Source organism: Serratia sp. CoH_122_TC_1, assembly GCF_058191755.1.
The window spans coordinates 102649-123218 of the sequence record NZ_JBXWLA010000018.1; the positions used below are offsets into that span (position 1 = coordinate 102649).

Annotated in this window: 17 protein-coding genes; 15 read left to right on the plus strand and 2 right to left on the minus strand. The window is 55.2% G+C overall.

From position 1 onward, the window contains the following. Positions 1 to 45: 45 nt before the first annotated feature. The 7 genes from mrcB to nadS all read left to right on the plus strand — a co-directional run bounded on the left by mrcB (position 46) and on the right by nadS (position 9626). Entirely contained in the window at positions 46 to 2541 is a 2496-nt protein-coding gene (gene mrcB / locus AC2FC2_RS21315; protein ID WP_490659876.1) for a bifunctional glycosyl transferase/transpeptidase, read from the plus strand. 254 nt (positions 2542 to 2795) lie between these two features. Next, positions 2796 to 4988 carry a ferrichrome porin FhuA gene (gene fhuA / locus AC2FC2_RS21320; protein ID WP_490659877.1) on the plus strand — a complete coding sequence of 731 codons (2193 nt, stop codon included), beginning with the start codon at positions 2796 to 2798 and terminating at the stop codon, positions 4986 to 4988. A 47-nt stretch (positions 4989 to 5035) separates the two neighbouring features. Continuing rightward, positions 5036 to 5833 carry a Fe3+-hydroxamate ABC transporter ATP-binding protein FhuC gene (fhuC, locus tag AC2FC2_RS21325; RefSeq protein WP_209637562.1) on the plus strand — a complete coding sequence of 266 codons (798 nt, stop codon included), beginning with the start codon at positions 5036 to 5038 and terminating at the stop codon, positions 5831 to 5833. After that, on the plus strand, positions 5833 to 6741 hold the full coding sequence (fhuD, locus tag AC2FC2_RS21330) for a Fe(3+)-hydroxamate ABC transporter substrate-binding protein FhuD (RefSeq protein ID WP_209637564.1): 909 nt from the start codon (positions 5833 to 5835) through the stop codon (positions 6739 to 6741). The genes fhuC and fhuD overlap by 1 nt, the downstream gene beginning before the upstream one ends. After that, the gene (gene fhuB, locus AC2FC2_RS21335; protein ID WP_490659878.1) at positions 6738 to 8726 is read left to right on the plus strand and encodes a Fe(3+)-hydroxamate ABC transporter permease FhuB; all 1989 of its coding nucleotides are present in this window, start codon (positions 6738 to 6740) and stop codon (positions 8724 to 8726) included. The genes fhuD and fhuB overlap by 4 nt, the downstream gene beginning before the upstream one ends. A gap of 281 nt (positions 8727 to 9007) precedes the next feature. Beyond that, on the plus strand, positions 9008 to 9340 hold the full coding sequence (locus tag AC2FC2_RS21340; RefSeq protein WP_209637568.1) for a type II toxin-antitoxin system RelE/ParE family toxin: 333 nt from the start codon (positions 9008 to 9010) through the stop codon (positions 9338 to 9340). Position 9341: 1 nt separating this feature from the next. Then, positions 9342 to 9626, plus strand: coding sequence for a NadS family protein (gene nadS / locus AC2FC2_RS21345; protein ID WP_209637570.1), 285 nt, complete (start codon positions 9342 to 9344; stop codon positions 9624 to 9626). Positions 9627 to 9725: 99 nt separating this feature from the next. Here the strand turns inward: nadS and metK are convergent, their stop codons facing one another. Further along, entirely contained in the window at positions 9726 to 10880 is a 1155-nt protein-coding gene (gene metK, locus AC2FC2_RS21350; RefSeq protein WP_004947833.1) for a methionine adenosyltransferase, read from the minus strand. A gap of 521 nt (positions 10881 to 11401) precedes the next feature. Between metK and AC2FC2_RS21355 the strand changes: the two genes are divergently transcribed. The 8 genes from AC2FC2_RS21355 to rluF all read left to right on the plus strand — a co-directional run bounded on the left by AC2FC2_RS21355 (position 11402) and on the right by rluF (position 19244). Then, on the plus strand, positions 11402 to 11545 hold the full coding sequence (locus AC2FC2_RS21355) for a hypothetical protein (protein ID WP_490309091.1): 144 nt from the start codon (positions 11402 to 11404) through the stop codon (positions 11543 to 11545). 98 nt (positions 11546 to 11643) lie between these two features. Further along, a complete protein-coding gene (locus AC2FC2_RS21360; RefSeq protein ID WP_112347340.1) occupies positions 11644 to 11787 on the plus strand; it encodes a virulence promoting factor in 144 nt (47 codons plus the stop codon). Next, positions 11780 to 13756, plus strand: a complete 1977-nt coding sequence (gene speA, locus AC2FC2_RS21365; protein ID WP_209637572.1) for a biosynthetic arginine decarboxylase — start codon at positions 11780 to 11782, stop codon at positions 13754 to 13756. The genes AC2FC2_RS21360 and speA overlap by 8 nt, the downstream gene beginning before the upstream one ends. A 188-nt stretch (positions 13757 to 13944) precedes the next feature. Beyond that, positions 13945 to 14442 (plus strand): peptide-methionine (R)-S-oxide reductase MsrB, encoded by a 498-nt coding sequence (gene msrB, locus AC2FC2_RS21370; RefSeq protein ID WP_490309092.1) that lies wholly within the window; start codon positions 13945 to 13947, stop codon positions 14440 to 14442. 13 nt (positions 14443 to 14455) lie between these two features. Then, positions 14456 to 16195 carry a cytochrome c biogenesis protein DipZ gene (locus AC2FC2_RS21375; RefSeq protein WP_490659879.1) on the plus strand — a complete coding sequence of 580 codons (1740 nt, stop codon included), beginning with the start codon at positions 14456 to 14458 and terminating at the stop codon, positions 16193 to 16195. Between the two features lie 40 nt (positions 16196 to 16235). After that, entirely contained in the window at positions 16236 to 16937 is a 702-nt protein-coding gene (gene msrA, locus AC2FC2_RS21380; RefSeq protein WP_265556799.1) for a peptide-methionine (S)-S-oxide reductase MsrA, read from the plus strand. Positions 16938 to 17149: 212 nt separating this feature from the next. Beyond that, positions 17150 to 18070, plus strand: a complete 921-nt coding sequence (gene speB / locus AC2FC2_RS21385; RefSeq protein ID WP_209637580.1) for an agmatinase — start codon at positions 17150 to 17152, stop codon at positions 18068 to 18070. A gap of 310 nt (positions 18071 to 18380) precedes the next feature. Continuing rightward, positions 18381 to 19244 carry a 23S rRNA pseudouridine(2604) synthase RluF gene (gene rluF, locus AC2FC2_RS21390; RefSeq protein ID WP_209637582.1) on the plus strand — a complete coding sequence of 288 codons (864 nt, stop codon included), beginning with the start codon at positions 18381 to 18383 and terminating at the stop codon, positions 19242 to 19244. A 52-nt stretch (positions 19245 to 19296) separates the two neighbouring features. Here the strand turns inward: rluF and AC2FC2_RS21395 are convergent, their stop codons facing one another. Then, the gene (locus AC2FC2_RS21395) at positions 19297 to 20544 is read right to left on the minus strand and encodes an MFS transporter (RefSeq protein ID WP_490659880.1); all 1248 of its coding nucleotides are present in this window, start codon (positions 20542 to 20544) and stop codon (positions 19297 to 19299) included. Between the last annotated feature and the right edge of the window lie 26 nt (positions 20545 to 20570).

Sequence of the window (20570 nt, forward strand, 5' to 3'; positions counted from 1 at the left end):
ACTCATAATGGCCGGCAGTGCCGCCAAGTCTGGAGAGTAACAGCAATGGCTGGGGATGACCGCGAGCCCATCGGGCGCAAAGGGAAACAACCAACACGCACCGCGTCGCGCAAGCCGCCGCGCCGTCGTCGAGAAGACGATTACGATGATTACGAGGAAGACGAGTACCAGGATGACGATGATGATTATGAAGACGAGGAAGAACGCATGCCGCGTAAGGTAAAAGCGACTCCGCCGCGTAAAAAACGCCGCTGGCTCGGCCTGCTTATCAAACTGATTCTGGTGGTCGCAGTTCTGCTGGCGATCTACGGCGTCTATCTGGATTCACAGATCCGCAGCCGCATTGACGGCAAAGTCTGGCAGTTGCCGGCAGCGGTTTATGGCCGAATGGTCAACCTGGAACCGGGCATGCCGTACAGCAAAAAGGAAATGGTCGATTTGCTTGAGGGCATGCAATACCGTCAGGTAAGCCGCATGACACGCCCTGGTGAATTCACCGTGCAGGCCAACAGCATCGAGATGCTGCGTCGCCCATTTGATTTCCCAGACGGTAAAGAGGGCCAGATCCACGCGCGTCTCAATTTCCAGAACAACCGCCTGGCGAACATCGAGAACATGGAAAACCAGCGCAGTTTTGGGTTCTTCCGCCTCGATCCGCGCCTGATCACCATGTTGCAGTCGCCGAACGGTGAACAGCGTCTGTTTGTGCCACGCGCCGGTTTCCCAGACCTGCTGGTGGATACGCTGATTGCCACCGAAGACCGCCATTTCTATGAGCATGACGGCATCAGCCCCTATTCCATTGGCCGTGCGGTGTTGGCTAACCTGACAGCCGGACGTGCAGTGCAGGGCGGCAGTACACTGACGCAGCAGTTGGTGAAAAACCTGTTCTTAACTAACGAGCGTTCGCTGTGGCGTAAGGCCAACGAAGCCTACATGGCGTTGTTGGTAGATTACCGCTACAGCAAGGATCGCATCCTTGAGCTGTATCTGAATGAGGTTTACCTCGGCCAGAGCGGCAACGATCAGATCCGTGGGTTCCCGCTGGCCAGCCTGTATTACTTTGGCCGCCCGGTAGACGAGCTGAGTCTGGATCAACAGGCGCTGTTGGTGGGCATGGTTAAAGGGGCGTCGCTGTATAACCCTTGGCGTAACCCGAAACTGGCGCTGGAACGCCGTAACCTGGTGTTGAAACTGTTGCAGAACCAAGGTGTTATCGATGCAGAGCTGTATAATATGCTCAGTGCTCGACCTTTGGGCGTGCAGCCGAAAGGCGGGGTGATCACGCCGCAACCCGCGTTTATGCAGATGGTTCGTCAGGAACTGCAAACCAAGCTGGGCGACAAGGTTAACGATCTGTCCGGTGTGAAAATCTTCACCACGTTGGATCCGGTATCACAGGATGCAGCAGAAAAGGCGGTTGAGGATGGAATACCTGCGCTGAAGGCGGCTCGCCACGTTCAGGATCTGGAAGCGGCGATGGTGATCGTCGATCGCTTTAGCGGTGAAGTTCGTGCCATGGTCGGTGGCGCTAACCCACAGTTTGCCGGATTCAACCGTGCCATGCAGGCGCGTCGTTTGGTTGGGTCACTGGCTAAGCCACCGACTTACCTGACGGCCTTGTCCGAGCCGGACAAATATCGTCTGAACACCTGGCTGGCGGATCAACCACTGACGCTGAAATTGTCTAACGGTACCGTTTGGCAGCCAAACAACTATGACCGTAAGTTCCGTGGTCAGGTGATGCTGGTGGATGGCCTGGCATTTTCACTCAACATACCTACGGTGAACTTGGGTATGTCGGTTGGGCTGGATCAAATCAGTGCTACGCTGCAACGTTTGGGCATTCCAAAGGCAGAAATTAACCCGGTGCCTTCGATGCTGCTCGGGGCGATTGGCCTGACACCGATGGAAGTCGCGCAGGAATACCAGACGATTGCCGGCGGTGGTAACCGTGCTCCATTGTCTGCAGTGCGTTCGGTGATTGCTGAAGACGGTTCAGTGCTGTATCAGAGCTTCCCGCAGGCCGAGCGTGTGGTACCTGCTCAGGCAGCTTACCTGACGCTGTACGCCATGCAACAAGGTGTCGCGCGCGGGACTTCCCGTTCACTGTCGGTCAAGTTCCCTAACTACAACCTGGCGGCGAAAACCGGTACCACCAACGATTTGCGTGATAGCTGGTTTGCCGGCATCGACGGTAAAGAAGTGGCTATCGCCTGGGTGGGGCGTGATAACAACGGCCCAGCCAAGTTGACCGGTGCCAACGGTGCATTGACCCTTTATCGCCGCTATTTGGAAAACCAGACGCCGCTGCCGCTGATGCTGCAGCCGCCGGAAGGTATTAACCAAATGGGCATTGATGCCAGCGGTAACTTTGTCTGTAGCGGTGGTGGGCGTACCATTCCTGTATGGACGGATAACCCGCAGGGATTGTGCCAGGCAAGCCAGGCCGCTCAGCAACAACAGCAGCAACAGCAGGCGGGTGAGCAAAAAGATGCTGACGGCGTCGCGGGTTGGATCAAGGACATGTTCGGCAAGTAAGCAGCAAAGCATGTAAAACGCTTAGGCGAAAAGTTTTTCTTTGTTATTAAGCCCGTAACTTTCTGTTGCGGGCTTTTTTATTTCTCCGCGCAGTTTATTTCCATCAGGTTAATGTGGCTAAGCGGTTAATCTCACACCAATTCACAGGCTGAATTCGACTTGCAGTTTAATTTGGCTTCTGCATAAAATGCGTCGCTTATAATAATTATTATCGTTTACATTCGTTATCAAATAATTCATCAGAGAAACCACTTATGCCGACCAAGCGTCTTCCTTCCACGGCCAAACAGAGCCGTTTTCACGTCAGTGGGTTAGCGATTACTATCGCTGCTGCACTTGGCACGCTGGCTATGCCAGCATTTTCCGCCGACACCAAATCGACTGCCAAGGAAGACACGATTACCGTGGTAGGCAGCGGTCAGTCCCAGCAGGAAAGCGCCTGGGGGCCGGTCGGCACCTATGCGGCCAAGCGCAGCGCTACCGGGACTAAAACGGATACGCCATTGATTAAAACGCCGCAGTCAGTCTCTGTCGTGACGCGTGAAGAGATGGATATGCGCCAGCCGGAAACGGTGAAAAGTGCGCTGGCGTATACGCCGGGTGTGATGGTAGGCAACCGTGGTGCCTCTACCGCCTACGACGCCGTGAACATTCGTGGTTTTAGTTCCGTGGGTACCAATATGTACCTGGATGGTCTGAAACTGCAGGACGATAACTATTCCATTTACCAGATTGACCCTTACTTCCTCGAGCGTGCCGAAGTGCTGCGCGGTCCTTCTTCCGTACTCTACGGTAAGAGCAACCCTGGCGGTGTCGTCGCGCTGGTCAGCAAACGCCCAACGACGGAAACCCTGCGCGAAGTTCAGTTCAAAATGGGCACCGACAATCTGTTCCAGACCGGCTTCGACTTCGGCGGTGCGTTGGATGATGCGGGTGTTTATTCTTACCGTTTGACCGGCTTGGCGCGTGATGAAGATCAGCAGCAGGTGGGAGAAAAGAGCAAGCGCTATGCTATTGCGCCTTCGTTCAGTTGGCGGCCTGATGATCGCACCTCGTTGACTTTCCTCAGCAGTTTCCAGGATGACCCCAGCGTGGGCTTCTATGGCTGGTTGCCGAAAGAGGGCACGGTGCAAAATGGTATCAACGGTAAATTGCCGACCAGTTTCAACGACGGTGAGCCGGGCTATAACAACATCTCACGTAAGCAACAGATGGTTGGGTACGCCTTTGAGCATGGGTTTGATGATGTGTGGACGGTGCGCCAAAACTTGCGTTACTCCAAAATGGACGTTGATTACCGATCCATCTATGGCCAGGGCATCAGCGCGACTAACCCTGCGGAATTGACCCGTGGCGTGATGAACTCGAAAGAGCACATGTCCAGTTTTGCTGTGGATACGCAGGCACAGGCCAAGTTTGCCACTGGGCAGGTCGCTCACATCTTGTTGATGGGGGTGGACTACATGCGTATGCGTAACGACGTCGTCTATCAATACGGCAGCGCTTCCCCTCTGAATGTCGTGGCGCCGCAGTACGGTAACCAAAGTTACACCATTACGGGTGGTGCAAGTCAGGTCAATCGCCAGGAGCAAACCGGGCTTTACGTACAGGACCAGGCTGAATGGAATCAATGGGTGCTGACCATGGGCGGACGTTATGACTGGAGTGATACCAACAGCACCAACCGGTTGAACCAGAATTCGGTTTCAAAGCAGAAGGACAACGAATTCACCGGCCGCGCCGGTTTGAATTATGTATTCGAAAACGGCATTGCACCTTATGTCAGTTACAGCGAATCCTTTGAGCCGACTTCAGGCACGGACGTCAGTGGTAACACCTTCGCTGCCTCCAAGGGCAAACAGTATGAGGCGGGCGTGAAATTTGCGCCAAAAGATCGTCCCATCACTGCCAGCATGGCGATTTATCAGCTGACTAAAACCAACAACAAGGTGGCGGATCCGAATAATAAATTCGCCAGCATCCTGGGCGGTGAGATTCGCTCTCGCGGTGTCGAGCTGGAGGCCAAAGCCGCGCTAACAGCCAATGTTAACCTGCTGGGATCTTATACCTACACGGATGCCGAGTACTCCAAGGACACCACGCTTCAAGGCAATACCCCGGCGGCGATTCCAAAACATATGGCTTCACTGTGGGCGGATTACACCTTCCATGAAACCGCACTCAGCGGTTTGACTCTGGGCTCCGGTGTTCGCTATGTCGGTTCCAGCTATGGTGATGAGGCCAATACCTTTAAAGTGAAAGACTACACGGTGGTTGATGCCGCAATAAAATACGATCTGGCGCGTTTCAATCTGCCCGGTTCCTCGATTGGCATTAACGTGAACAACCTGTTTGATAAAGAATACGTCTCTAGCTGCTTTGCTACCTATGGCTGCTATTGGGGCGCAGAACGTCAGGTGGTCGCCACCGCAACCTTCCGCTTCTAATCGGATAACCGGGGCGGCGTTATGTCGCCCCGGACAGAGTAGGACCTATGCAGGATAAACACCCCAATCACGACGCCACTTTTACGTTAGATAGCGCCAGTTTTGCCGTTCCCGGCCGTGTGCTGTTGCAGCCATTATCGCTGACCTTTCCCGTGGGGAAAGTCTGTGGGTTGATCGGTCACAATGGTTCTGGCAAGTCTACGCTGCTAAAAATCTTGGGTCGCCATCAGAACCCGTCCACCGGCAGTGTATTGCTCAACCAACAACCACTGCACCAATGGGACAGCAAAGCCTTTGCGCGTCAGGTCGCCTATTTGCCGCAGCAATTGCCGGCCGCAGAGGGCATGACGGTGCGCGAGTTGGTGGCGATTGGTCGCTACCCGTGGCACGGTGCCTTAGGGCGCTTTGGCGTCAACGATCGCCAACAGGTGGAAGAGGCCATTGCGCTGGTGGGATTAAAACCGTTTGCCAACCGTTTGGTGGACAGCCTGTCCGGCGGTGAGCGCCAGCGTGCCTGGTTGGCGATGATGGTGGCACAAGACAGCCGCTGCCTGTTGTTGGACGAGCCGACCTCGGCGCTGGATATCGCCCATCAGGTTGACGTGCTCGCGTTGATCCAACGATTAAGCAGCCAGCGCGGTCTGACGGTGATTGCAGTGCTGCATGATATCAATATGGCTGCGCGCTATTGCGACCATCTGGTGGCGTTGCGCGGCGGAGAAATGATTGCACAGGGCGCACCATTAGATCTGATGCAGGGTGACGTACTGGAACAAATTTACGGTATTCCTATGGGGACGCTGCCACATCCAAGCGGCGGTGCGCCGGTGAGTTTTGTCTACTGATGTCTGATTCTTCTGAGTTTCATCATGATGCCGTACGCCGTCGCCTGTTGACGGCAATGGCGCTGTCGCCATTGCTGCTTTCCCTGCCGGGGCACGCCGCTGAAACGCCGCCCGACCTGACGCGCATTGTCGCGCTGGAATGGCTGCCGATTGAGCTACTGTTGGCCCTTGGGATTACGCCGCTGGCGGTCGCTGATATTCATAACTACAACCTGTGGGTGGAAGAGCCAAAGCTGCCTGCATCGGTTATTGACGTGGGTCAGCGTACCGAACCTAACCTCGAATTGTTGCAGCAGCTTCGCCCTTCATTGATGTTGCTGTCGAAGGGCTACGGGCCCACACCACAAAAGTTGGAACCGATCGCACCATCGATGAGTTTTAGCTTCAACGACGGCAGTGGCAAACCGCTGACGGTGGCGAGGCAATCGCTGCAGGCCTTGGCGCAGCGGTTAGGGTTGGAAAGCCGCGCTATGCAGCATCTGGCGCAGTTTGATCGCTTTATTGTGGAGATGCGTCAACGCCTGCATTCATATACCCAGCAGCCACTCCTGATGTTTTCACTGATAGATACCCGTCATGCGCTGGTTATTGGCCAGAAGAGCCTGTTCCAGGAGGTGATGGATCAGCTTGGCATAAAAAATGCGTGGGAAGGCGAAACCAACTTCTGGGGCACGGCGGTGGTGGGGATTGAACGCCTGGCAACGGTGAAAAGCGCACGGGCGATTTATCTCGATCACGGTAATCAGGCGATGATGGATAAGGTCAGCTCGACGCCGTTATGGCAGGCATTGCCGTTCGTCAGACAGAATCAATTGCGCCAGGTACCGGCAGTGTGGTTCTACGGTGCGACGTTATCGGCGATGCGCTTTTGCCACCTGCTGGAACACGCGCAGGAGAGCTATTCATGAACGCAGGTATCCGCGCATTGCCGGTGACGTTGGTTCTGGTTCTGCTGGCGAGCGCCAGCGGCTTAACGCTTTATAACCTGCTGCAACAGCTGCCGTGGGCACTGTGGGGACAGGCGCTGAACGCACCGGATATCGACGATGTTCACCAAATGTTGTTCCACTATAGCCTGCTGCCGCGATTGTCCGTGTCCTTGCTGGCCGGTGCCGGATTAGGGCTGGTCGGCGTACTCTTCCAACAGGTATTGCGCAACCCGTTGGCAGAACCCGCGACGCTCGGCGTTTCCGCCGGTGCGCAGCTTGGATTGACGGTCGCGACGCTATGGATGTTGCCGGGAGGGGAACTGACCCGACAATTGGCTGCGATGGTGGGAGCGGTGGTGGTCGGTGGATTAGTGTTCGGTGTGGCGTGGGGCAAACGCATGTCGCCGGTGACACTGATCCTCGCCGGGTTGGTGTTGGGGCTATATTGCGGTGCGGTTAACAGCCTGCTGGCCTTGTTCAATTACGATCAACTGCAAGGCGTATTTTTGTGGAGCACCGGTGCCCTGAACCAGCAAGACTGGAATACCGTGCAGTTTATCCTGCCGCGTTTGCTGGTGGCAGGGCTGTTGGCGGTGCTGTTATTGCGTCCATTAACGCTGTTGGGATTGGACGACGGTGTGGCTCGCAATCTGGGGCTGGGGTTGTCGATGGCGCGTTTTTGCGCGCTGGCCGTGGCAATTATCTTCAGTGCCATGCTGGTTAATGCCGCTGGTGTGATCGGTTTTATCGGTTTGTTTGCCCCCTTGATGGCGAAAATGCTGGGCGCACGTCGACTGGCACACCGCATGATGTTGGCACCTCTGCTGGGTGCGCTGCTGTTGTGGTTAACCGATCAGGTAATGATCTGGCTGACGCAGGTATGGCGTGAGGTTCCTACCGGTGCCGCGACCGCACTATTTGGTGCACCGCTGCTGCTGTGGTTGTTACCGCGTCTGCGCAGCGCCTCCACGCCACCGCCAATGAATCTGGGGGATAAGGTACCGGCGGAACGTGGTCATCTGTTGGTGTGGGTTGCGCTGGCGGGGGCGGTGTTATTCGCTGGGCTGGCTGTGGCACTGATGTTTGGGCAAAACGCTGCCGGTTGGCACTGGAGTCAGGGCGCCGAGCTGGAGTCATTGATGCCGTGGCGCTGGCCACGGGTATTGTCGGCTTTGGCTGCGGGCATGATGCTGGCGGTTGCGGGGACGTTAATTCAGAAGTTGACGGGTAACCCGATGGCCAGCCCGGAAGTGTTGGGTATCAGCTCAGGTGCTGCGTTCGGCGTGGTGATAATGCTGTTGGTCGTACCGGGTGATGCCTTTGTCTGGTTGCTGCCCGCTGGGAGCCTGGGCGCTGCCGGTACTTTATTGGTGATCATAATTGCTGCAGGGCGGGGTGGTTTTTCCACCGAACGCATGCTGTTGGCCGGTATTGCGCTTAGCACGGCGTTCACCACTACCATTTTCCTGCTGTTAGCCAGTGGCGATCCGCGTACCGGTGGGCTGCTGACCTGGATTTCTGGTTCCACCTATTCGGTGACGCCGGAGCAGGCAGTGCGAACGGCGATTATTGCGACGACGTTGATTGTGCTGGCACCGCTGTGCCGCCGCTGGCTCAGTATTTTGCCGCTTGGCAGTGCCACTGCACGCTCGGTGGGTATTGCTTTGACGCCGGTGCGGTTAACCATCTTGCTACTGGCCGCCACGCTGACCGCGATGGCGACATTGACCGTAGGGCCGCTGAGTTTTATTGGCCTGATGGCGCCGCATATGGCGCGCATGCTGGGCTTCCGCCGTGCGTTACCGCAGATGGTAATTTCCGCGTTGTTAGGGGGTTTGCTGATGGTGTTTGCTGACTGGTGCGGACGGATGGTGATGTTCCCGTACCAAATCCCTGCCGGGCTGCTGGCGACCTTTATTGGCGCGCCGTATTTCGTTTACCTGTTGCGTAAACAAACCTCATAACCGACGCCGTTCCTGCCGTTTCTAGAATCAAAGGCTCAGCATCGCTGGGCCTTTATTTTTTTCGTATTTTCATGCTATTGCAACGCTTTGCGTACGGCTACGCAGAACGGATATCCCGTGCGGAAAGGGCGCGGAAATCTGGGGGAAGATAAATATACTGCGCGCGGATGCTCTGAATCCTGTCGAAAGGCAAGGAAAGAGGTACCCCTACACTCAAATTATCAAGGTGTACACAGTACATTTTCTGGTGTACTTTGTACCTCAGCATGGAGAGGGTGCCAGTGAGTCATGCGCTAGTATTTATTGAGACCCCGATGTTTACGCGGCAGGTAAGGCAAATTGCCACGGACGACGAGCTAAAAGAACTCCAGAAAGAACTCATCGAATCACCCGATAAAGGCGATCTGATCCAGAAAACCGGTGGCCTGCGGAAAGTCAGAATGGCTACAGGTTCCCAGGGTAAAAGTGGAAGTGCCAGAGTGATTTACTTTCTGGCAACCAAAGAGGTCATCTATCTGGTAATGGCCTACCCGAAAAATAGTAAAGACAGTCTGAGCGACATGGAAAGGTCAGAGCTGAAGACATTGACGAAATTGCTGAAAGATGAGGTATGACATGAGCTTTTTTGACGATATGAAAACGTCTCTTGAAGAGGCCGTCGCGATTAAGAACGGGGTTGAGGCTCCGGCCAATGTCACTCGTTATGATATCGCCGATGTGAAAGCGATCAGGGCGCAGCTTAATATTTCTCAGAGTGAAATGGCAAAGGTGTTGGGTACCAGCGTTGATACCATTAAAAGCTGGGAAACAAAAAGGCGTAATCCGACCGGTCTGGCTGCAAAGGTGCTGGCGGCGATTCAGGCTAATCCTGCCTTCTTCAGGGAGTTGGCGGCCCATTAGGTCTTGCTTACCTGCTGCTGTATACGCGGTGTCTGACGCCCTTCCTTCAGAAAAAAACGGCGAGCCTAGGCTCGCCGTTTTCACGCTGGATACCCGGGCTTATTTCAAGCCGGCAGCATCGCGCAGCAGTTCTGCTTTGTCTGTCGCTTCCCAAGGGAAGTGCTCACGGCCAAAGTGACCGTAAGCTGCAGTTTCGCGGTAGATTGGTTGCAGCAGGTCCATCATCTGGATCAGGCCGTATGGGCGCAGATCGAAGAATTCACGCACCAGCAGGGTCAACTGTTCGGTAGGGACTTTCTCAGTACCGAAGGTTTCCACCATGATTGAGGTCGGTTCTGCCACGCCAATGGCGTAGGAGACCTGGATCTCACAGCGGTCAGCCAGGCCAGCCGCCACGATGTTTTTCGCCACGTAACGCGCTGCATAGGCTGCTGAACGGTCAACTTTAGACGGATCCTTACCAGAGAACGCACCGCCGCCGTGACGAGCCATGCCGCCGTAGGTATCAACGATGATTTTACGCCCGGTCAGACCACAGTCACCCATTGGCCCGCCGATAACGAAACGGCCGGTTGGGTTGATGTGGTATTTGGTGCTGGCGCTTAACCATTCAGTTGGCAGCACGGGCTTGATGATTTCTTCCATTACCGCTTCTTGCAGATCTTTCAGAGAAATATCTTCGGAATGCTGGGTGGACAGGACGACTGCGTCGATGCCGACGATTTTGCCGTCGTCATACTGGAAGGTCACCTGGCTTTTCGCATCTGGACGCAACCATGGCAGGGTGCCGTTTTTACGCACTTCGGCCTGACGCTGCACCAGACGGTGCGCGTAGGTTACCGGTGCAGGCATCAGCACTTCGGTTTCATTGGTAGCATAGCCAAACATCAGGCCCTGGTCGCCGGCACCTTGTTCCAGCGGATCGGTGCGGTCAACGCCCTGATTGATATCTGGGGATTGCTTGCCGATTGCGCTTAGTACGGCACAAGAGTTGGCGTCAAAACCCATATCCGAGTGGACATAACCGATTTCGCGTACGGTTTTACGGGTGATTTCTTCGATATCAACCCAAGCGCTGGTGGTGATTTCACCGCCAACCAGTACCATGCCGGTTTTCACGTAAGTTTCGCAGGCGACGCGTGCTTTAGGATCTTGTTCCAGGATGGCGTCGAGGACGGCATCGGAGATCTGGTCAGCAATTTTGTCAGGATGCCCTTCGGAGACGGATTCGGACGTGAATAGGTGTTTAGCCATTGTATTCTTTACCTTGCATAAGACGGGTTAGAAATTACTGCACAGCGCTGGAGATCCGGCATCAAAGCGAAGGGTCTTCCGCTGATGGCGCGAGATACATCCTGCAACGCCCCTCAGGCAAAGCCGTTAAGCAGTTTCTTCGTTAATCAGTATAGATGGATTAACATCTGGACGTCTATTTTAGGTCAGGCCTTGACCGGATTGCCAGTATTTTTTTGCCATTTCGCTCTTTTGCGCAAAGCTACTGGCGCCATTTTCATCGCTTGAAACAGTTTCCGACAAATTTTCATTTTGCATTTTCCCCTGGTTATCGGTATAAACTGCGCGCGCGGCTCATTTGGTGCACAGTGCGGGGAAAGAAGTTGTAAACTTCTGTGACTCGCCATGGGTAGCCGGATTGTCAGCTGCAGACGTCGGCCTTTTGACGTCGCCGCTTCATAGAACGGTCACGTTCTTACACTATTAATTAATAGAGGCTCGGTCGTTCATTGAGGACGACGTGCGTGGAGGTGGTTGGATTAATGATCCGTTGTCTACCGGTTGTTGGTTCTCAACAGCAGTGCCGTTCTGGCGCACATTCTTCTGCTATTTCCCGTCTTGTCTCTACACCACCTTTCAGGTGTGATAAACACCTGGGCGCTACTCAGGATTCTCGGGCCGGTTAACGGTCGTCTGAAGAACTGAACAAGGGTAGCCTGCAGCCTTCCTGTGGGATGTTTCTTGACCCGATTCACGAGGTTTGAACAGGGTGTCTTACAATTATATGAGTAATAAACCGATCGCTGACCGCGAACGGCAGTTTTATTCGCTGCCGCAAGGGCGGTTTGTTGGGTTGTTCTCGCGGGTTGTAGCTGCGATAGTGGCTGACTGTATCGTCAGTACGGGATGTGAGGCGAGTAATGTCTGATGATCTGTTGATTCACCGTCCGTCAGCAACGGGCGAATCTATATCTTTGCGCTCCATGCAGGAGGTTGCCATGAATGATCGTGATGCCAGCAAGATGCTGCGCACTTATAACGTCGCCTACTGGGGCAACAATTATTATGACGTCAATGAACTGGGTCACATCAGCGTGTGCCCGGATCCTGACGTCCCGCAGGCGCGTGTCGATCTGGCCGATTTGGTCAAACAACGCCAAAAAGACGGTCTGCGTCTGCCGGCGCTGTTCTGCTTCCCGCAGATCCTGCAGCACCGCCTGCGTTCGATCAACGCCGCTTTCAAACGTGCGCGTGAATCGTTCGGTTATGAAGGTGGTTATTTCCTGGTTTACCCGATTAAGGTCAACCAACACCGTCGCGTGATTGAATCTCTGGTCAATTCCGGCGAGCCGCTGGGGCTGGAAGCCGGCTCTAAAGCTGAGCTGATGGCGGTGCTGGCACATGCCGGCATGACTCGTTCCGTGATCGTCTGTAACGGCTATAAAGACCGTGAATATATCCGTCTGGCGTTGATCGGCGAAAAGCTGGGGCACAAGGTGTACCTGGTGATCGAGAAAATGTCCGAAATCAACATGGTGCTGGAAGAAGCTGAACGTCTGAATGTGGTACCACGCCTGGGCGTGCGTGCGCGTCTGGCGTCACAAGGCTCCGGCAAATGGCAGTCGAGCGGCGGCGAAAAGTCCAAGTTCGGCCTGGCAGCCATTCAGGTGTTGAAACTGGTGGAAACCCTGCGTGAAGCGGGCCGTCTTGATAGCCTGCAACTGCTGCACTTCCACCTGGGTTCGCAACTGGCCAATATTCGCGACATCGCGACAGGCGTACGCGAATCGGCACGTTTCTACGTTGAACTGCACAAACTGGGCGTTAACATCCAGTGCTTCGACGTGGGCGGCGGTCTGGGCGTAGATTATGAAGGCACCCGTTCGCAGTCTGATTGCTCGGTGAACTATGGCCTGAACGAATACGCCAACAACGTGATTTGGGGGATCGGTGATGCGTGCAACGAACACGGCTTGCCGCATCCGACGGTGATCACCGAATCCGGCCGTGCAGTTACTGCACACCATACGGTGTTGGTATCCAATGTGATCGGCGTTGAGCGCAATGAATTCAGCGATCCATTGCCACCGGCAGAGGACGCACCGCGCGCGCTGGAAAGCATGTGGGAAACCTGGCAGGAAATGAACGAGCCGGAAAACCGCCGTTCGCTGCGTGAATGGCTGCATGACAGTCAGATGGACCTGCATGATGTCCACACTCAGTATGCTCACGGTATGCTGGATCTGACCAAGCGTGCCTGGGCCGAGCAGTTGTACCTGAACATCTGCAACAAAATCCAGCAGCAACTGGATCCAAGCAACCGCGCGCACCGTCCAATCATCGACGAACTGCAAGAACGCATGGCAGACAAGTTCTACGTCAACTTCTCGCTGTTCCAATCAATGCCGGACGCCTGGGGTATTGACCAGCTGTTCCCGGTGTTGCCACTGGAAGGGCTGGATAAGCCGCCGGAAGGCCGTGCCGTACTGCTGGACATCACCTGTGACTCCGACGGTACTATCGATCACTACATCGACGGTGACGGCGTAGCGACCACCATGCCAATGCCGCCGTACGATCCGGAAAATCCGCCGGCGCTGGGCTTCTTTATGGTGGGTGCCTACCAGGAAATCCTGGGCAATATGCACAACCTGTTCGGTGATACCGCCTCGGTGGACGTGTTTGTCTTCCCTGATGGCACGGTAGAAACTGAATTGTCTGATGAAGGCGATACCGTTGCCGACATGTTGGAATACGTGCAGCTCGATCCTACTGCGCTGCTGGCCAAATTCCGCGATCAGGTAAAAGAAACCGATCTGGACAGTGGGCTGCAAGCGCAGTTCCTGGAAGAGTTTGAGGCCGGTTTGTACGGTTATACTTATTTAGAAGATGAGTAAGTCACGCTGAAAAGCCGGGCATCTCTTTGATGCCCGGCTTTTTTATTGGTTTTCTCCCGCATTTCCCCTCGCAATACCCCTTATCTCCTATCAGTTATCACAAATTTGTTAACTCTCCGTGAGGATTCGGACAGGGTTTTCTTTGTAGGTTGTCACTATCGGTTTGATCAGTCTTCGGGGTGGCAATGATGATGAACAGACGGCAGTTTATTCTGGTTGGCGGCGGCCTGTCCGCGGCGTTTTCGCTGGGGCTATTGCCAACGTGGGCCGCGCGGGCTGCGGCCACCGCGCAATTTGAAGTCAACTACACTGATCAACAGTGGCACGCGCGGTTGACCGCCGCGCAATACCATATTTTGCGCGAGGAGGGCACCGAAATACCCTACAGCAGCCCGCTGAATGACGAACACCGTGATGGGGTGTTTTCCTGTGCAGGGTGCGATTTACCGCTGTTTTCCTCCCATACCAAGTTTGACAGCCATACCGGCTGGCCGAGTTTTTATCAGCCTCTTGACCATGCCGTTGCCCAGCGCCAGGACCGTTCATTCGGCATGGTGCGAGACGAGGTGCACTGTCGGCGCTGTGGCGGGCATCTTGGACACGTGTTTGACGACGGCCCGCAACCTACCGGGTTACGTTACTGCATGAACGGGTTGGCGCTGTTGTTCACGCCGCAACAGGCATAATGGGGAGAGCGACATGTTGATCCTGATACTGGCTTATCTCGGCGGCATTCTGACCATCGCCAGCCCGTGCATACTGCCGGTGCTGCCGTTCATTTTCTCGCGTGCCGATCGCCCTTTCTTACGCTCCGGTTTGCCGATGCTGGCGGGAATGGCGCTGACCTTTGCGCTGTTTGCCACGCTGGCGGCCGTCGGTGGTGGTTGGGTTGTGGCGGCCAATCAATATGGTCGCTGGCTGGCGTTGATCCTGATGGCGGTATTTGGCATCACCTTACTGTTTCCGTCGGTTGCCGAACGCGTGATGCACCCATTGGTATCGGCCGGTAATCGCCTGTCTGACAAGATTGCGGCAGACAAACAGCACCAGGTTGGCTCGTCGTTGCTGCTGGGTATCGCCACTGGCCTGCTCTGGGCACCTTGTGCCGGCCCTATTCTCGGTCTGGTTTTGACAGGAGCGGCATTGCAGGGGGCTAACGTCGGCTCAACATTGTTGCTATTGGCCTATGCCGCAGGGGCAGCAACGTCGCTGGCATTGGCATTGTTGATCGGCGGTAAGGTATTTAGCGCCATGAAACGCTCACTGGGCGCCGGTGAATGGATCCGACGGGGACTGGGGGCGGCAATGCTCGTGGGGGTAGTGGCGATTGCGCTTGGCCTGGATACCACGGTGTTGGCACGTCTTTCCGCGGCGTCGACGGGGGGAATTGAACAGCGGTTAGTACAGACATTGACGCCCGCTACCACGCCGGTGCGACCTCCGGTGCAAACGGCAGTCGACGCTCAACCGATGTTGGATGACCTGGGCGAGATGCCGTCCCTGTCAGGGGCTGTACAGTGGTTGAATTCCCCGCCGCTGACGACAGAGTCCCTGCGTGGCAAGGTGGTCCTGGTCGATTTCTGGACCTACTCCTGCATCAACTGCTTGCGCTCTCTGCCTTACGTGAAGGCCTGGGCGGAGAAATACCGCGATCAGGGGCTGGTAGTGATTGGTGTACATGCGCCGGAATTTGCCTTCGAGAGAGATATTGGCAATGTCACCAAAGAGGCGAAAAAACTGGGTATCAACTACCCGATCGCTATCGATAACAACTACAGCATCTGGCGCGCGTTCAACAATCAATATTGGCCTGCGCACTATTTTATCGATGCCACCGGGCATATTCGTTACCAGCATTTTGGTGAAGGCGACTATGCGCAATCTGAGCGGGTGATTCAGGAACTGCTGCGCCAGGCTGGGGCAAAAAATATCAGCACGGCCGTTAGCCAGGTTGCCGGGCAGGGCGTTGAACAGGCGGCGGGCAATCAGGCTGATATCTCACCAGAAACCTATCTGGGCTACGCGCGGGCGCAAAACTTTGCTTCCGGCGAGGCCGCTCAAGACCGGAGCGCCAGCTATGTCGTGCCGGCAAGTTTACCGCTCAATGATTGGGGGTTGGTGGGGAATTGGACGGTTGGCGAAGAAAACGTGATGTTGAATGCCCCTCAAGGGCGCATCGTCTACCGCTTCCATGCGCGTGATCTGCATTTGGTGCTAGGCCCGAACGCCGGGGGTAAACCGGTCGCGTTCAAAGTGACGCTGGATGGCAAAGCACCCGGTGAAATGCACGGCACGGATGTGACACCGGACGGACGCGGCGTGGTCACCGATCAGCGTCTCTACCAGCTGATTCGGCAAACAGACGGCGCTGGAGAACACACCTTCAGTATTGAATTTGAACAGGCAGGGGTTGCTGCCTACGCCTTTACTTTCGGTTAATCCAGTGGTGAATATGATGAAACGTTCAAACAGGTTAGGCATGTTGTTGCGATCTTATGCCATCACTGGCGTGGTAGCGCTGGTGGGTGTGGGCCTCTGGCAGGGAAACGCGTGGTCATTTGGCGGAGCGGAAACCGCGGTAGTGATCCCAGCCCCTGCGGTTGATGAGCCAGCAGGCACCTCGCACACTGAGACCGCTATTTTTGCCGGTGGATGCTTCTGGGGCGTGCAGGGCGTCTTTCAGCATGTGAAGGGCGTCACCAGCGCCATCTCAGGTTACACCGGAGGCACCGCGCAAACTGCCGATTATCAGCAGGTCAGCGGCGGCGATACCGGCCATGCGGAGTCGGTGAAAGTGACCTTTGACCCGGCTCAAGTGTCCTACGGCGACCTGTTGCAGATCTTTTTCTCCGTGGCGCACAACCCCACAGAGCTGAATCGGCAAGGACCGGACAGTGGCACGCAGTATCGTTCCGCGCTTTTCCCATTGAATGCTTCACAACAGCAGGTTGCCAATGCCTATATTGCTCAGCTGCAGGCCAGCCACAGTTACGATCAACCGCTGGTTACGCGTATTGAGAGCAACGGGCATTTTTACCCGGCGGAGCCTTACCATCAGAATTTTTTGACTGAACACCCTGATTCCCTCTACATCATGATTAACGATCAGCCGAAAATAAAACAGCTGGAGCATTTATTCCCGGCGCGTTATAGCCAGCAACCCGTACTGGTGAAGCAGTAGTGCCTATACTGGACGGTGACGAGTCGGCAGGATGATGATGCGCGCTCTTGAAGCGCGAACGAAATGCGGCGATAATCTGCCGTATCAGCAGTACTGAACCAGATTCTGTATCAATCCCTTTCTCGTCGGGCTAACGACGCGGGAGGGATTTTTTTTTGTCAGCGCCTGTGTGATTTTTCGCCAGGTGAAACGTTGAAATATGAGGGTTTACTATGAGCACCTTAGGCCATAAGTCCGATAATTCTTTAGTGTCCAACGCCTTTGGTTTCCTGCGCTTTCCGCTGAACTTCATGCCTTACGACAGCGATGCAGAGTGGGTCATCACCGGCATTCCATTTGACATGGCAACCTCCGGCCGCGCCGGTGGCCGTCATGGCCCGGCGGCAATCCGCCAGGTTTCCACCAATTTGGCGTGGGAAGGCAACCGTTGGCCGTGGAATTTTGACCTGCGCGATCGTTTGAACGTCGTCGATTGTGGCGACATCGTGTTCAACTTTGGCGATGCTCAGGACATGAGTGACAACTTGCAAGCGCACGCGGAAAAACTGCTGGCAGCGGGTAAGCGTATGCTCTCATTCGGCGGTGACCACTTCGTCACACTGCCACTGCTGCGTGCACACGCTAAGCATTTCGGCAAACTGGCATTGGTGCACTTCGATGCGCATACCGACACCTATGCTAACGGCAGCCAATACGATCACGGCACTATGTTCTTCCATGCGCCAAACGAAGGCCTGATCGATCCAAAGCACTCGGTGCAGATCGGTATTCGTACCGAGTTCGATCATGATAATGGTTTCACCGTGCTGGACGCCGCACAGGTTAACGATCGTACCGTTGACGATCTGCTGGCTCAGATCAAACAGATCGTCGGTGATATGCCGGTCTACCTGACCTTCGACATCGACTGCCTGGATCCTGCATTTGCTCCGGGGACCGGTACTCCAGTGATTGGCGGCTTGACCTCCGATCGTGCGCTGAAGCTGGTGCGCGGCATGCAGTCACTGAATATCGTCGGTATGGACGTGGTGGAAGTGGCACCGGCCTACGATCAGTCTGAGATCACCGCGCTGGCTGCGGCGACCCTGGGCCTGGAAATGCTGTACCTGCAGGCTGCTAAAAAAACGAAATAAGTATACCCGTCGTCTTTCAAGCTGCAGCGTTGTTACCTGCTTTACAAGCCCCTTCGGGGCCGCTGCAAGCAGCGTTCAAATCTGTTCCTGACAGATTTGTCATTCACCTCAGTCACTTACTTGAGTAAGCTCCTGAGGATGAATGCGCTGGGCGCCTGGCTGCAACTTGAAATCCATAGGGTATAGCGGGTGGTGAATGTAGAACGGAAAAATATAGTCTAAAACACTCAGTTTACCGTTCGTTACCGCACCATGAAAATGCCTGTATCTGTTGCCTCGAAGGTCTATAATCCGGGCTTACGGAGGAACCATGCTGACGAAACAATCCACACGTCTTAACAAATATATTAGCGAGAGCGGTATTTGCTCCCGCCGCGATGCCGATCGTTACATCGAACAAGGCAATGTTTTTATCAATGGCAAGCGCGTGACGCTTGGCGATCAGGTGTTTCCAGGAGACGTGGTCAAGGTCAACGGTCAACTGATTGAACCGCGCAATGAAGACAACTTGATCTTTATTGCGTTGAACAAGCCGGTCGGTATTGTCAGCACCACGGAAGAAGGCGAGAAAGACAATATTGTTGATTTCGTCAATCACAGTACCCGTATTTTCCCGATCGGGCGGTTGGATAAAGACTCTCAGGGCCTGATTTTCCTCACCAACCACGGCGATTTGGTGAACAAAATCCTGCGCGCTGGCAACGACCACGAGAAAGAATATCTGGTCACGGTGAACAAACCGGTGACTGACGATTTCATCCGTGGCCTGGGGGCCGGTGTACCGATGCTGGGCACGGTGACCAAAAAGTGCAAGGTGAAGAAAGAAGCCCCCTTTGTGTTTCGCATCGTGCTGGTCCAGGGGTTGAACCGCCAGATTCGCCGCATGTGCGAGCATTTCGGCTACGAAGTGACCAAGCTGGAACGTACTCGCATTATGAATGTGAGCATGGCCGGGTTGCCGCCGGGTGAATGGCGTGATTTAACCGACGACGAACTGGTCGAGTTGTTTAAATCCATTGAGGGCTCCTCCTCAGAGGCCAAACCAACGAAGAAAGCCAAGCCTGCGGTGAAAAAACCGGGGAACAGCGGGTCGAAAAGTGCAGAAAAGCCCAGCGGAAATGCCCCTGCGCGTAAGCGCTTCGCACAGCCGGGCCGTAAAAAGAAAGGGCGTTGAGCCGCCATTAGCTTAAATATATCCGTCGGGCGTATTGTGCAGCCCGACTGTTTTATACCCGCTTTACCTCACGCGTCATCAGCATCCGACTGAACAGCACGCCGCCCGCCAGCAGTGTCACTAATTGCGACAGGATCAGCACGGCAAATCCCGAAGAAACCTTGCCCTGACTGGCCATCACCATACCCATGATCATCGGTACAAACGCCGAAAACATATTGCCAATGCCGTTAATCAGCCCATAGGCGCTGCCAACCGCCTGCGGCTGCGCATAATGCTGTAACAGGGTAGGGATCGCGGCTCCCTGAGCGCCCCAGCAGGCATTGGCCGCCAGCAGGAAAAATGCGATCCAGCCGAGTTGTTCACTGTGCATCACGCCATAAATGCACAGCGCCGTTGCCGCACCGCCAAAGGCGAAGATCAACGGTGCCTGGTAGGGGCGGATGCGATCGAGCAGCACGCCGCCAAGGTATTTGGAGGCGATGCTGACGACAAACGGCAGCGAGGCCATCCAGCCCATTTGTTTGATGGAAAAGCCTTTCTCGTCGGTCAGGTAGGCGGGTAACCAGGAGCTGGAACCCCACAGGTAGCTGAGGGTGGCGATCTCGATCAGCATGATCCAACCCAGCATCGGTGTACGCCAGGCCAAAACAAACGTCTCCCAGACACGCGTCATGACCGTGCGAGACTCTACAGTGCGTGACGCCAGCGATGCCGGGTGTATAAACAGCCGCACCAGCGCTAACCCCAGCAGCAGATTGATCAGCGCCAGCAGGTAGAAAGAGACGGCCCAGCCGAAGTGTGCCATCAGGAAACTCACTAGCGGAAAACCGATCACTAACCCCAGTGAGACACCCAATGTACTGATCGCATTGGGTTGCCCACGTTCATGGGCGGAAAAGTGATCGCCGATATACATGGTTTTCAGCGAGAACAATGGCCCCTCACTGATCCCCAGCAGCGCGCGCACCGCAAACAGCAGCAATACCGATCCTGCCAGAGGTGACGCGGCGGTGAGCAGCGCCCACAGCACAATGCTTAGCGTCAGCGCACGGCGGTAACCCATCAGCGTTTCCAGGAACGGCGTCAGCAACATGGCGGAAAGCCCGTAACCGAGTAAGAACACTGTCATCAGCATGCCTTGATGCGCGCGGTTGCCGTCGAGTTGGAAGTGCTGCAGGAAATCGGGATTGACCAGCATCACGGCAATATTGACCCTATCGGCATAGGCGATGACGATCAGAAACAGCAGGGCCAGGACCCCGTACCAACGTTGACGTTGTTGCAAAATGCGCTCCATGTACGCTCCTTTGACGGGCGATTGAC

What these genes read in the sequence shown, in the direction of transcription:
- nadS (WP_209637570.1), top strand. Translation starts at nt 9,342, where the DNA reads ATGAGCTTTTTTGACGATATGAAAACGTCTCTTGAAGAGGCCGTCGCG.
- speA (WP_209637572.1), top strand. Translation starts at nt 11,780, where the DNA reads ATGTCTGATGATCTGTTGATTCACCGTCCGTCAGCAACGGGCGAATCT.
- AC2FC2_RS21360 (WP_112347340.1), top strand. Translation starts at nt 11,644, where the DNA reads ATGAGTAATAAACCGATCGCTGACCGCGAACGGCAGTTTTATTCGCTG.
- mrcB (WP_490659876.1), top strand. Translation starts at nt 46, where the DNA reads ATGGCTGGGGATGACCGCGAGCCCATCGGGCGCAAAGGGAAACAACCA.
- fhuD (WP_209637564.1), top strand. Translation starts at nt 5,833, where the DNA reads ATGTCTGATTCTTCTGAGTTTCATCATGATGCCGTACGCCGTCGCCTG.
- speB (WP_209637580.1), top strand. Translation starts at nt 17,150, where the DNA reads ATGAGCACCTTAGGCCATAAGTCCGATAATTCTTTAGTGTCCAACGCC.
- fhuA (WP_490659877.1), top strand. Translation starts at nt 2,796, where the DNA reads ATGCCGACCAAGCGTCTTCCTTCCACGGCCAAACAGAGCCGTTTTCAC.
- metK (WP_004947833.1), bottom strand. Translation starts at nt 10,880, where the DNA reads ATGGCTAAACACCTATTCACGTCCGAATCCGTCTCCGAAGGGCATCCT.
- fhuC (WP_209637562.1), top strand. Translation starts at nt 5,036, where the DNA reads ATGCAGGATAAACACCCCAATCACGACGCCACTTTTACGTTAGATAGC.
- fhuB (WP_490659878.1), top strand. Translation starts at nt 6,738, where the DNA reads ATGAACGCAGGTATCCGCGCATTGCCGGTGACGTTGGTTCTGGTTCTG.
- AC2FC2_RS21355 (WP_490309091.1), top strand. Translation starts at nt 11,402, where the DNA reads ATGATCCGTTGTCTACCGGTTGTTGGTTCTCAACAGCAGTGCCGTTCT.
- AC2FC2_RS21395 (WP_490659880.1), bottom strand. Translation starts at nt 20,544, where the DNA reads ATGGAGCGCATTTTGCAACAACGTCAACGTTGGTACGGGGTCCTGGCC.
- rluF (WP_209637582.1), top strand. Translation starts at nt 18,381, where the DNA reads ATGCTGACGAAACAATCCACACGTCTTAACAAATATATTAGCGAGAGC.
- msrB (WP_490309092.1), top strand. Translation starts at nt 13,945, where the DNA reads ATGATGAACAGACGGCAGTTTATTCTGGTTGGCGGCGGCCTGTCCGCG.
- AC2FC2_RS21375 (WP_490659879.1), top strand. Translation starts at nt 14,456, where the DNA reads ATGTTGATCCTGATACTGGCTTATCTCGGCGGCATTCTGACCATCGCC.
- msrA (WP_265556799.1), top strand. Translation starts at nt 16,236, where the DNA reads ATGTTGTTGCGATCTTATGCCATCACTGGCGTGGTAGCGCTGGTGGGT.